Below are 12,754 nucleotides of genomic sequence, written 5' to 3' on the forward strand. Positions count from 1 at the left end.
TTTTTTTTTCTGAGGTAGTGGCGTCTGCTTGGTTTGTCATGGCTATGCTGCCTCCGTCCAGTTTTCAAGTTCCTGCATTTCTTCTGGGAAATTACGCAATGCCAGTTCATACACAGCCTCATGGATATCAACACCCTGGCTGCGTTTTTGTTGAAGGAATTCGAAGTCCTTCCCTTGTGAACTGAACATTGCACGACTGAGTGGATCGACAAATAATCGATGGAAAGAGCTGGTATCGTTAATGCGAAGCATAAAGGAACTGAACCACTGATCTTTGGCATCGCCGAACTTATTGATCACCTGCCGCTCATGGTCACTAAATTGGTCTGGCCGATGCTGGTTATAGGCTTTGAACTCTGCGGTATCTTGTTTGAGGATAACTTTAAAGGCTGAGTTACCCCATGCAGCTTTGGCGGCACTGGAGGCTTCATCTGCATCAAAGTCTTTGATATTTTGGCTGATTGTAATAAATGAACCAAGGTGTCGCCGGACGGTGCGATAACCCGTTTCGATAAACGAACCCACTTTTTCGTTTTTAAAGTTGAGGAGTTTCCACCCTTCATCAATGACACACAATTTTCGTTGACTACGCGGGCTGCGATACATTTTCTCTTCGATATAGATGATGAGAGAGAACATGACGGCGGCCAACAGTGCGGGCTTATCCTGCAAACCACCCAACTCAAGCACGATTAATCGGGCATCATCTCTCAATGAGGGTTGGTCACTATTGAAATAATCCCCATAGATGCCATTGGTGGTGTATTTTTGCAGTAACTCTATGATTTCATCCATACGACCAGTGATACGGTCAGATTTTTCATACTCCTTCGCATGGCGGGCATCAGTCAGATACGCAACCACATCATCAATGCGGGCTTTATTCTGTTTTTTGTTCCAGGCATTCATTACCGCCTTAAGCAATAAGTCCTCATGCACTTCATCCAGCGTGCCGTTCGGGCTGGCAAGCACCGCCAACTGGTCACGAATTCGTTCACCGGACTCACTGATATCACTGATGTTGGCAAATGGATTAAACTTGAGTGACTTACCATCGAGATACACGCCGCCGACGTTCTCGCAGAACGACTTATACCCGTCGCCCATATCGAAAACCCAGCCAATCCCACCTGAATCCAACACACTGCGGATAATCGGTTGAACCAGCCCTGTCTTACCGGCTCCCGATGTGCCCGTTACCGCCATGTTGTAGTTGGTATTGCCCATGCCTGAGCCATAGATATCAAGAAAAGAGAGTTGATTGCGGTAGGAGGGGGCGAGAAGGCCGCTCTGACATAAACGGTTATCGGCAATAACTGGCAATAAATTGACCACTTGGGTACTTTCAGCCCGACAAGTCGCCCCGCTAGCCTTAATGTCGTCCCACAACCCTTCAGCAGCCATAAACGGAAACATCGCCATATAGTTCCGCATCTGCATATAGGTGGGACTATACATACGCAATCCGTTCTTTTTGAAGGTATTGAGTACTTGCTGTTCGCAGATCAACGCTGCGTTATCATCATCGGCGCAGAAAGTGGTGATATTAAAGTAATAACGGACCACGCAAGACTGGTTGCTGTTTAGGCGCTCGCGGAGTTCGCCCCACTCTTTCGCCTGCCGGACAACGCCAGGAAATAGTTTGGCGTAAGGGGTTCCAGCCTTTTTGTCCAAATCCAGAAACTTGCGACCAGCTTCATTCTGTGTGCTGACCTGATCCTCAGCCTCTAACGTAAAGGTAATAACAAAAGGACTGGCGATAGTGAGATCAGGACTGAGTAAATTGCAGATATTGTCTCCCCCATGCCAAAGGAAAAAGATATCCGGGTTAGTTTCCAGCATAAAATTCATGATGCGAGTTTTAGACTTTCCACCTTTCTGCTTGTTCAGGGTTAGCGTCAGATAATCCGGCTTAACAAGTAGGTCAGTGCTTCGATCAATACATTGACGATGCATATCGTCATAAGCACTAATTTTTACAGGATCGGTGTAGAGTTCATCTTGCCGGTGATTAGCCATCTGGCTAACGATATTCACGAACTCCTGCTGCGAAACCGGAACGCTGGAAATTTTGGCGGAGTCCAACGAAGCACGAATAACCTTCAGCAAATGGGTCAGTTCGGTAATCGCTGCCGTATCCCTTTTTTTGGTTTTCATCGCATAGGAGATATAGAGGCGATAATCACGCAATGTCAGCGGTAAGTGGGTAGGACTGTTGAATTGGTGTTGTGCAGCACGTTGATAAAATGCCCGTGTTATCTGGTTAAATCGGTCTGCGTGTTCACCTTTCCAACGAAAGTCAGCAATACCAGAATCAATCTGTTCACCGACTAATCGGCTGGAAACAAGATGGAAAGAGATAGGTGTCTGTCGCGGCAATTTACTCTTCACTAAATCGTCCAACACCTGAATAATATGCTCGTTCGCCCCAATTAGAGGCACGGCCTGAAGCATAAAACCGAGTGAACCATTATTGATAAACAGGCCGCTATCTTCATCGTAATCACGGTAGGGCAACATGCTACTGACCTGTGGGAACTTCATTTCACCCAGCGTTTTGTTCGCCTGTGCGGCACCATCGGGCGAGGTAAATCCAGAAATCAATCGGTTTACCGTCTCAACAAGACGTTCCATTACTTAATCCTCAATAAACTGATTGTGGTAACTGCCAGCGGCTAGCATCGACAACAAAAAACACTCGGCCTGGCTGGTGAAAAACATCATTGGCATCAACCCACGGCGCTACCCAAACATTGGCCATCGTCTCCACGGAGCGTTGAGGGCGAGTTTCACCTAAGTTGTCACAGCGCTGCTGTGGACAAGAAGGAGCAGTAATAACCGGCATGACGGTTCGCACTGGCGCTTGTGAAACGGGCTTAATGGTGGAGGCGGCAAACATTCTGTTTTGTGTCGTTTTACTGACTGGCTTGCTCTCGCTCGAGCGGACTGGTGATGTGATAACAGGACGTGCAGGTAATGGCTGTGACATTACAGGTGCTGAACGTGAGGCTTGCGGCGGTAAATTAACCAGTCCAGGCAATGCGGCCGCACCCTGCTTTCCCTTTGATGAGTCCGTTTTCATTCGGGCTTTTTGGTTAGCTTGATCCATCGTCATACAACGGTCAGTCGTGGTTTCATTACATTCAAAGTCACCACTCACGCCAGCACAACCTACCAGCAAAAATAAGCTACCGAGTACGGGAAATAAAAAAGCATATTTCAAACGATTATTCCCCCCCGTTTCAATCTGATTCTGTATTTTCATTTATAGTTTCCTTTAAATATAAATAACCACGGGTGCATGAATTAAAAAAACACATTTAATTCATGAAAGATTATTGGGTTAGTTTTATACACACTCAATTCAGATACGCTACCGCCCATCCCTTTTTAGCATCCGAGGGCATTAGCATAGAAACATATAAAAATAATAATAAATAAAATAATCACTTCAGCGTTAAATTACAGGCAACAAGGCTTTATTCAGTTGTCTCAGACCATGAAAATAAGCTCATTCATTACTAAAACAACCCAATTCCTTCTATTTGTATATATATGCATTTTGAATGGCAGATAATTTTTACGTGATGGAGATAGCCCTATTTAAATACACAAAAAAACTAATCACCTTCATTTGAATATATAACTACTATTCCTGCGACGGGTGAACTAAATCACCAACTTTCAAATCTTTCAATTGGTTCATCATATTGGGTGTACTGAACTTCTCTTCTGGCGGCTGTTGTTGAGTTTTTTTAGCTTTCTTATTACGAACTTCCTCAATCGACTCCAACTGGAAACCATCTTGGAAAACCACTGTGACTTCATTTCCAGCACCAATAGGGATAACAGGGTGATATTGTTCCGCTCTTTTTATGTAGTACTCGCTCAGCGTCTTAGCTGCCTGACTTGCGCCACCACCGAGTCCAGCCTGGCCGATATCAGCCGCGCCCATGCTCGCAGTCGCACCGATCCCGACTTGCGGAGAAGCGGCTTGTTCAATTCCCTTCCCAATGCCATCAACAAACCCTGCCCCAAACGCCCAACCAAGAATTTTTCCGTTTCTCATGACAACTTGGCCTTTGATGCCGTTTTTACCCATAAAAGAAACATGGCCAGCAATCTTTTGATCGATAATGTCATCACCAAGGTGGCAACTGATACTTCGAGTACGAACTTCTGCCCGTTCGCTTGAAACGTCACCATACGCTGCCGCATTGACAAAACATCCCGTCAAGTCGTACTCACGATCATTCGGCATCTGGACTTTACCGGTTAACCTGAATTGCATCGGTGACATATTCTGCGCCCCTGTGACCGCCGCATTAGCATCGGCCCCTTCAATAACCAGCGACTCGGCATAACTGCCCGAAGGGATATAAGGTAATTTTGGTTTCGTAGAAACTTCTTCAAACGTAAAGGGTGTTGAATCAATTGTGCCAGGCTTCTGCATCGGAGCCATTGGTGTAAATGTTGTTTGTCCTTGTGGTGTCGCCCCCATTCCCGGATAAAATTGTGTTGGCGGCGGCACATTTCCATTTTGTGGAACAGTGGCTATGGACGGACTCGGTTCATCAGAAGGTGGATTACTAAAAGCATCCAGCTGCGATTGGAGCGTCTTGTTCATATCTTCCAGTTCATTAATCCGGCCTTGATCGCCTTTCCGGTCACGAGAGATTAACCCAAGCTCTTTGCGTAACGTGTCCATTTCTTTACGAATTTCTTTATTTGTTGTTTGCGTTTCAGTAATAGCATTACGCTGAACTTTATCGTCAAACGTTGTATTAACCACCCCTGTCATGTCTGGCGCAGGTTCTTTATTGGCTTTCTTTGTAGCGACTTCGTTTTTGATAGAGAGCGTGGATGCATACCAGCCTGTTCCTACCGCGACCGACAAACCAATGACCGTAGCAACCAATAAGGCTATCTGCTTGCGTTTTGTCAGTGAATTAATGTTCGCCACTGTTCACCTCCAGTCCTTGGGTTATATAAATCGAAATAGAAGCTCCGGGAAGTAATGTGCTTGTCCGTAGACCCAGCATGACGGCACGAACCCCCTGCCGCCAAAAGTCTTGTTCTTTCAATGAAACAGCGTAACTGTGCGGATTCTGGACACGATAACGAACAATTCTTAAAGCATTACCCACCCAGGCTTCTTCCGCCCGCATCGATAAACCTGCGGGTGCGGAGAGTCTGTCATTACTGATATCAGTTGGAGCATAGCTTTCAGGTATCCGGCCTTGCAGTGCTGCCTTGTTCAACTCAACCAATAATGACTCATAGGGTTGTGATGTTTCCCATACTCTTGCCGCAGGGCGAGGTAAGGGTTTGGACGCTAATAAACGGTAACTGCGCCCCTCTCCTTTCCGTGGTGTAGCTTGAATAGAAAAAACCTGACCATGCTCCGTCTCGATAAAAACAGTAAAGGGTTTTTCGCTATTAGATGAAAACAGAACCCCGCCATCCTTCGTACTGTGTTTATCCGTTAATGTGCCTACAGCACTATTGATGACAACAACTCGATCACCAGGAATAACGACCAGATTTGGATTGGTATTGCTGATTGCCAATTGAAATTGACCGTTAGCCGGAAACGAGAATGTTTGTGGTTCTGTGACGGCATCAGCAGCGCCCGAGAACAAAACTCCAAGAACGAAAATGCCAATCAAACGAGGATTATTTTTTTTCATCATCTACCTCGATAAAAGCAACAATACTGGTAATGCCGTCTGCATAATCCAGCTTGAGGTTGTAATGTTTAGTTTCTGAACTTGGCTTGCCGTTACCGATCCATGTTTTTAAAAAACCTCTCACTTCAACAATGTTTTCAGCAGGAAAAACCTTAATACTGGTATTGTAAAATGCAGAATTGACCTCATTCTGCTTAATACGTCGCGCCTCTTCAGCAAGAGTGACCTTAAATTCAGGCTGTGCTCCGGGTTTGGCGAATGACACCAAAAACTGATGGTTTGCATCGACGGTTTCAGGGGAAACATTCAACCTAAGAGAAAGAAAAGATAACGCCATCATCTGCATATAACCAGGGCTGCCATCTGCTTCTGATACAGAGAATGGCGCGGAAAAACCCATAGGTGTCACAATAGTTTTTTGATGTGTAGACAGATAATGATTCTGCAAGCCAAGAATGATCGTTCCCGCAAGACTCAGTACCAAAAGAAAAAATAATGAAATCAATGTAATTGCAATAATTTTATTGGATGAATTACGGGCAGTTAGCTCCATCTTAATGTCCTATTAATTACTTTATCCATTGCCGAAAACTTGAGTCAGGTATTATCTTAAAAACGCCCCGGAAGAGCATCGTAGGGAAATACCAATAAAGAAAGTTATATAGCCACATACTCCCTTTACCGCGTTTCGCGCTACGAATGCTAAACCAAATCAGCACCGCCATACCCATACCAAATAACGCTTTCTGAACCAATATTCCCCAAATTAAAACTGGGAATGAAGGTATTGCTTCGTCATAAGGAAGACCGAGTATGCGGCGCTGCTCACTCAATGTTTTCGGAAAACGATATTTTCTTAATTCGTCTTCCGTTCGCATAAAGATCCTTTATTTACGCTACCAAACCGAACCCAATAGTTGTAAACACAATTACGACCGCAATACCAAAAAGCATGAACATATTTTTGGTTTTGATGTAAGTAATGATACCCACAATAACTTCAGCTAAGATAATCCACTTGGCGATTGATGAACCTGCACCAAAAGTACCAGTAACAGTTTCCTGACCTGCGGCCATTAAATCGTCTGCACGAACCAAGCCGGTATACGACAGAAGTACAAATAACGGCAGGAAGAATACCATCATCCATTTGGTGACTACTTGTTGTTTGGTTTTTTTGGCGCAGAAAGGCCCCATTGCCTTATTAGACAATTCCATGTTTAAACTCCATTTAGTAAAAGAAAAGTTATTTCGAATTCGGCATATTACAATCACGCCGGAACAGAACTATAAGAATAATAGCCCTGTACCTCCAAGACTAATTACGCCCTCTACTCTCCTTCATCTACGGTAAAACGTTTCCCTAGTGTGGCAATATCATCAAAGTTAATTAGGTGGTCGTGAAGCCTTAGAGTGGCTTCTTTCGTCTTCGAACGTTGAGAACGCTCTGATGCAAGAGTTAATCTCCTATTCATATCGCTTGTCAAACTAATAACAATAGAGACATTACCGTATTCTTTATCATCCGATGACATGTGAGTTCCAAACCGATATGTAAACAATGCAGTAATAATACTCAAGTTGCAGAATAAAAATAGAGCCGATTCGGCTCCATTTTTAATAAAATTTTGTTTTTGTTTTAATCGTGCAGCTGGGAACCTCTGTAAACAGACATATTTATAAGATATTTCTCAAGCCAACCTTTTATGGCAAAATAAATAGACATAGAAAGAGCAACTAGAAAGCTACAATACCAAATATTTAACATGAAGATACTTGCTAGGAAAATAGTATTCATATGAACATTCTTTGAATGATGAGACTAGAGCATCAACAGATTTGACGTTAGATTTAACAAACAATCTTTGAACATTGTTTTTTACCGTCCGTATTGACAAGTTAAGCTCCTGAGCAATCAAGCTATAACTCAGCCCTCTCAATAATAAATAGATAATATCCCACTCTCTTTTTGTGAAAGAAGAATTAGGAGCATTAAAATAAAGTGATCGTGGATAATCATCAGAAAGTAATAGGTCGTGAGAATAAATTTCTGCCTTTCTTCCGTGAATTATAGTACCTGAAAAACGTCCACTTGAATCAAAAAATGGCATTTTGTCGAAAAAGTAAGGTTGCAATACGCGATCTCTGCCAAAGAAGTTAACTTCCAGGCAACTTACTCTATCGCCGAGTTCTTGAACCTTACGTTCATGCGCATTATATTCATCTTTTAAGTTAGATACTATTAACCTCAAATCATGCTCTAAACATCCTCTTATATCGTATCCAATAGGAATATTTAGTAGCTCACGGTAAGCCTGATTAGCGTAGATAAAACGATAATTGCTATCTTTTGCACCCCAAGGGTCGTGACTCCGCTCCCAACTAGAAATGTGTTGAGTTATCAGTTCAATAGAAATTGGTTGAGATCCTTCATCAGGATCTCTAACATGAGAACCAGCCATAACAGCCTCTCCATCCTTTAGGTTGTTTTTGGTCAGTTGGTAATAGAGGTTGCCCCCTCTATTACCAACGCTTAAATAAATTTAACTTATGTAGTATAAGATTCCAGCATTACATAAACAAAGGGCGAAATATTATATTTAAATCGATTTTACTATTTAATTCCTCGTACAAATCCAATCAATATAAATACAAGAAATATCCTACAAACAGAATCAGTCTTTCTCATCTTCTGATGGGAAAAAGTTAGCCATTACACTATCAACATCACTTTTAATTTGAGTCGCCATTTCTTTATAGTGGAACTTTGGCATAGCTTGGACTTCTGAATTATAGGAATTTATGCCAAGAAGTTTTTGACAAATGAAACTGGTTTTCATCATGTTCTCCAGCATGATTTTATTAAACTCAATCTGACTGAACCCCCCTTCTGATTTCTGTCGTTGCAACTTATATACGCGAATCCCCAGCTCAATCAGCATCGATGTTGTGTTAGAAACGTTTGCCTCATCTTTACTTGCACCTTCACTTCGTTTGACATTTATAATGTCTACAATCTCTTGCTCGATATCGTTACTAACAAAAGTTTGAATTCTTGGCATTTAACTAACCTTATTTTATACGAAAACTCACACACACTCTATACTAGAGTATAATAACCAAAATGCAACCTAAACATACTCTACAACATACTATATCAAAGAGTGTGACACAGAGTATACTCTATCAAACCATATGAAAACGTTGAAATAGTACTAAAGTACTCTGCATAAACTCTAAAGAGAGTGCATGCAGAGTATGTTTATACTCCTTGAAACAATGAACGTTCTAAAATGGGAAATTTTAATTCACATAACTAGCTGATTTTAAATAATTATCAGGCAAGATGAAATCTTGCGAGGGGTGTGATGTTTTCTTGTTGAGGGGGAGGTATTATTCACTATCTGTTTTTGAAGTCTTGTAAATATCTCTGGTTGGATTTTGTTTGTTAAAATGCCACTATAGCCAACGTTTTCATATCCAGGGAAATGAAGGTAATGAGAAAAGTTTTAATTCTACTTTTATTAGTAAGCAGCCAATCAGTAAATGCAGGGGATTGTTTTGATTTTGCGGGTCGAGATTACCAGATAGATCCAGACTTACTGCGTGCCATTTCTTTTCGTGAGTCCTCACATCGGGATAACGCCTTAAATGTTCAGACTAATGAAAAGTATGCCGTGGGTAGAATGCAGATATATTCTTCAAACTTTCAGCACCTATCTACTTTTGGTATCACTCCTCAACGGCTTTATGAAGATGGTTGCTTGAATATCTACACTGGCGCTTACTACCTTGCTATCGCATTCAAACGCTGGGGAGTGAATTGGGATGCCGTAGGTGCATATAATGCCGGATTCAAGAAAAATGCAGAGCAAGATAAAAAGCGGAAAAAATATTCTCAGGATGTCTACAAAACTTACATGCAGTACAAAAATAGCAAATGACGCTTGGCTAACCGATATACTTCAAACTTATCCACATATTAATATGAAATAAAGCCAGCTAAGTTTTATCCCCAACAAGGGATAAAATTAGTGGGAGCGGCTTTTCATCGGGACAAGATGAAAAGAATTGATTGTTAATATGTGGGTAAGTTTGTCTAACTTGGGAGCCCCTTGGGGCAGACGGCAGATGCAAAGATATTTTATTTTGCATCGGGTGGGCGGGGAATAAGATATTCACCCCTCAATGGGGAGAATATCTTACAGGCGCGATAAACCTCTCCGCTTATCTCAATATCCTATTAATAATTGAAAAACAAGTCATAGTTATTTTATCCTGTGAATTAGCTATTTAAATAGGGTCAGATGATTATTGCTATTTTTAAAAAACATCTGACTCTATAGTTTAAAATGAGTTCAGCACAATTCTTGTCATTTCCCCTACATTTTATAATTACGTTTTAAGTATTAGGTGCTCTAAAAAACCTCTGATCTAAAGTATAATCAGAGAGGGAGATTTTTTAGCCTAGCTTAGTTTTGCACGAATATTATTTATTTCTCCCCCCACTCCATGACCATGCCAAAATTCTCCACTTCCAATACGCCATAAATCCCCCGCGTTGTATTTCTCTAAGCTAATCTCTGTATCGAATCTGTCATTGTTTTTTTCTTTAAATAACTCTATTGCTTTCTCTGTTAAGTTGTCACTGTATTCACGGTTAGTAAAAAGATACGAGACACTCCCATAAACTTCATTAAATGGTGTTGAAATAGATTCATAAATATCTTCCATACCGTTAAAACGTCCGCCTTTATACTTACTTATGATAGCCTTCACTTCATCTTCTGTTGGGCCATCAGTCCAATTAATATTTACGCAATCGTAATTACTCTTACGCACTGAAAATTTTGCCTTTGGAAATGCTGCTTTCAATTCTTTGCGGATATTACTTGTGGCTAGAGTTATATCACTATTACCTTGTGTTAATTTTACATATTCTGGCGCTGTTTTAATATTTTCAACTGCCAGACTAAACGCTAACGCTTGAGCAGCTTCATCATCTAGCTTTTTCAGTTCTGCGGCTAATGCACTGCGATATACTTTTACCACATCAGCTGCATTCATTACTTCATTGAAAATAGTCCATTGAATACCACGTAAAATGCATTCTGGTAGTTTTTTGCTTAATGATCCTGATTCAAATGCTATATCAAATGTTGCATTACCACCGCTGCATATAACACCACCAAAACTATTGTTTACAGTACCAGGCGATTGATCACCTTCAATGCCATAAATAACACCACGCCCGAGACCATAAAGATTGGTACTGACAATTTGACCAATGACTAATATTTTTTTGCTGGCTTCTTTCATCTGATGCTCCTATGAGTCTGGCGTTTCGCCTATAATGAGAAGTGGCCTTCCGTCTCTCAATACAGTTATTATACTATAAACCCCACTTACATATCAATATTGATATGTAATAAATCGCTTTATTTCTCAACATTTCGCATGCGAAATCTTATGCCCGTAAGGGCATGTAAGCGACAACGATACTTTCACGGATTATCCACTGGTGAGTGTCGCGTAAGCCAGCCATAGGCTGTACAGGCGTGAATATCCCACAGACCAGCTCCTCGCCCTGCCAAGCCGATCTTATGCGAAGCCGCCGACCTTAAAGCAACACCTCTGGTCAACGGTCGAAGACAAAATATACTGTTAACTACTGTTCCATCATCATTAGCGCCGGTGGCCCTATCACCGGCAGTGAAAGCGGCGATGGCCATTGGCCATCTGCAAGTGTGAGGTTTGCGTCAGGGATGGAAACCCGAAGGGCAGAGACAGCTTTGCTGGCTCTGTGCGTAGCATGACAGCCCGCCCGGACGCCCAAAAGGACACAGCACGTTTACTACAAACCCATGATTGGAAACACCACAGCAGGCAAATCCCGATAAGGGGTCACTCGATGAGAAGAAATATGAGCTATAAGACAATAACGATGTAAACCCAGAAAATAGCGGGTAGGACATAAATCAATCGAGAGCCATTCAGGACGTAAAACCGCCGTGGCGAAGCCACAGCGGCGTTTAGTCCTTGCCCTTTTGCGCGGCTGATTTTTTTTCGCAGCTAGGCCATCTATTTCCGGCAAGGTTGCCCCTGCCAGTCTCCTTAATATAGAGAGGGAACAAATCGCATATACCAGAATGGCGTATGCATAGTGCGCTGCATAACTTGCGTTAAGCTATTACCAATCCGCACACAGGCTGATATTCCCAGTAGAGACAGTTGGATATAACACATTCGTGCCGCCACTGGATCAATGTCAGTACAGAACACCAACAGTTGTTTTTGCGGGTTATAGCCCTTTTCCAGCATATACTTAGCTGCTGCAATCACCATCCCCCCCGCCCCACAGGTACATTCGTCCATTGTTATATAAGGTATGTGTTCCAGCTCTATTATCCGTTCGCTAATCGAGAGAGCCGCCAAAAGATCAGATATGTGTGACGGTGTAAAAAACTGGCCCATATGATCGCTACCCAGCTCTAACTCCATAAAGATACTGCCCAGAAAATCGCATATGCACGCTTCCAATCCCATCACAATCTGCGCGTGTAGCTGTGCAAATCGGGTGAGATCTTCGGTCTTGTAACGGGCGATAACTGCGAAATATTCCTCCTCCAGTTTTGGAGACTTTAAACAGGCATTTTCAAGCGCAATCGCCGACACAGTGACAAAATCACGAAAAACCTCATACCGGTGATGATACCGCGCGGTTTCTTTGAAAATTTTCACAAACTCCCGCCGGTAATGATCAACTGCTGGGTACGATTGAGGGTAAATTCGTGCAGGAATATGTTTAGGTTCATCCACTGGCATAACAACCGTACTTTTGACTTTTTCAAAGCTCCGTGTTTCTGGCGCACTGAATAAGGCATCAAATGACAGTTGGGACACTCTTACTCTCCCCGCTGCTTCGACACATTTAAGGCCTTCTGTAATGCTGCCGCCAACGCATACGTTGAAGGATAATCGCCCCCGTTCAATTGATTGTTTGGCATCTCATTAAAAGCATAAAGACAGCTTTCGAGCAGGGCTTTCATTTGTTCTTGGCTCAT

General features: G+C 42.4%; 14 protein-coding genes. 1 reads left to right on the forward strand and 13 read right to left on the reverse strand.

Annotated elements, in window-relative coordinates:
- Window positions 1-42: 42 nt before the first annotated feature.
- The 10 genes from traC to traM all read right to left on the reverse strand — a co-directional run bounded on the left by traC (window position 43) and on the right by traM (window position 8,752).
- Window positions 43-2,634, reverse strand: coding sequence for a type IV secretion system protein TraC (gene traC, locus ACNSO8_RS25165; RefSeq protein WP_418396279.1), 2,592 nt, complete (start codon window positions 2,632-2,634; stop codon window positions 43-45).
- 10 nt (window positions 2,635-2,644) lie between these two features.
- Window positions 2,645-3,265, reverse strand: coding sequence for a type IV conjugative transfer system lipoprotein TraV (gene traV, locus ACNSO8_RS25170; protein ID WP_418396280.1), 621 nt, complete (start codon window positions 3,263-3,265; stop codon window positions 2,645-2,647).
- A 384-nt stretch (window positions 3,266-3,649) separates the two neighbouring features.
- Complete coding sequence (gene traB, locus ACNSO8_RS25175; RefSeq protein ID WP_418396281.1) at window positions 3,650-4,963, reverse strand: F-type conjugal transfer pilus assembly protein TraB; 1,314 nt, start codon at window positions 4,961-4,963, stop codon at window positions 3,650-3,652.
- Entirely contained in the window at window positions 4,950-5,690 is a 741-nt protein-coding gene (traK, locus tag ACNSO8_RS25180) for a type-F conjugative transfer system secretin TraK (RefSeq protein ID WP_418396282.1), read from the reverse strand. The genes traB and traK overlap by 14 nt, the downstream gene beginning before the upstream one ends.
- Complete coding sequence (traE, locus tag ACNSO8_RS25185) at window positions 5,677-6,243, reverse strand: type IV conjugative transfer system protein TraE (protein ID WP_418396283.1); 567 nt, start codon at window positions 6,241-6,243, stop codon at window positions 5,677-5,679. Before traE ends, traK begins: the two co-directional genes overlap by 14 nt.
- Window positions 6,244-6,259: 16 nt before the next feature.
- Window positions 6,260-6,568, reverse strand: coding sequence for a type IV conjugative transfer system protein TraL (traL, locus tag ACNSO8_RS25190; RefSeq protein WP_212586944.1), 309 nt, complete (start codon window positions 6,566-6,568; stop codon window positions 6,260-6,262).
- A gap of 13 nt (window positions 6,569-6,581) precedes the next feature.
- The gene (gene traA, locus ACNSO8_RS25195; RefSeq protein WP_418396284.1) at window positions 6,582-6,908 is read right to left on the reverse strand and encodes a type IV conjugative transfer system pilin TraA; all 327 of its coding nucleotides are present in this window, start codon (window positions 6,906-6,908) and stop codon (window positions 6,582-6,584) included.
- Between the two features lie 113 nt (window positions 6,909-7,021).
- The gene (locus tag ACNSO8_RS25200) at window positions 7,022-7,225 is read right to left on the reverse strand and encodes a TraY domain-containing protein (RefSeq protein WP_050163418.1); all 204 of its coding nucleotides are present in this window, start codon (window positions 7,223-7,225) and stop codon (window positions 7,022-7,024) included.
- A gap of 210 nt (window positions 7,226-7,435) precedes the next feature.
- The gene (locus tag ACNSO8_RS25205; RefSeq protein WP_418396285.1) at window positions 7,436-8,152 is read right to left on the reverse strand and encodes a helix-turn-helix transcriptional regulator; all 717 of its coding nucleotides are present in this window, start codon (window positions 8,150-8,152) and stop codon (window positions 7,436-7,438) included.
- Window positions 8,153-8,365: 213 nt separating this feature from the next.
- Window positions 8,366-8,752, reverse strand: coding sequence for a conjugal transfer relaxosome DNA-binding protein TraM (traM, locus tag ACNSO8_RS25210; RefSeq protein ID WP_418396286.1), 387 nt, complete (start codon window positions 8,750-8,752; stop codon window positions 8,366-8,368).
- A gap of 435 nt (window positions 8,753-9,187) precedes the next feature.
- On the opposite strand from traM, the gene ACNSO8_RS25215 reads away from it, so the two are divergent.
- The gene (locus ACNSO8_RS25215) at window positions 9,188-9,634 is read left to right on the forward strand and encodes a transglycosylase SLT domain-containing protein (protein ID WP_418396287.1); all 447 of its coding nucleotides are present in this window, start codon (window positions 9,188-9,190) and stop codon (window positions 9,632-9,634) included.
- Window positions 9,635-10,157: 523 nt separating this feature from the next.
- On the opposite strand, the gene ACNSO8_RS25220 is transcribed toward ACNSO8_RS25215, so the two are convergent.
- From ACNSO8_RS25220 to ACNSO8_RS25230, 3 genes are all read right to left on the reverse strand, one after another.
- Window positions 10,158-11,009 (reverse strand): LPD29 domain-containing protein, encoded by an 852-nt coding sequence (locus tag ACNSO8_RS25220; protein WP_418396288.1) that lies wholly within the window; start codon window positions 11,007-11,009, stop codon window positions 10,158-10,160.
- A 795-nt stretch (window positions 11,010-11,804) separates the two neighbouring features.
- Window positions 11,805-12,593 carry an N-6 DNA methylase gene (locus ACNSO8_RS25225; RefSeq protein ID WP_418396289.1) on the reverse strand — a complete coding sequence of 263 codons (789 nt, stop codon included), beginning with the start codon at window positions 12,591-12,593 and terminating at the stop codon, window positions 11,805-11,807.
- Window positions 12,594-12,595: 2 nt separating this feature from the next.
- Window positions 12,596-12,754 carry a cobalamin biosynthesis protein CbiX gene (locus ACNSO8_RS25230; protein WP_418396290.1) on the reverse strand — a complete coding sequence of 53 codons (159 nt, stop codon included), beginning with the start codon at window positions 12,752-12,754 and terminating at the stop codon, window positions 12,596-12,598.

The organism is Yersinia sp. LJYL362, from assembly GCF_048323875.1.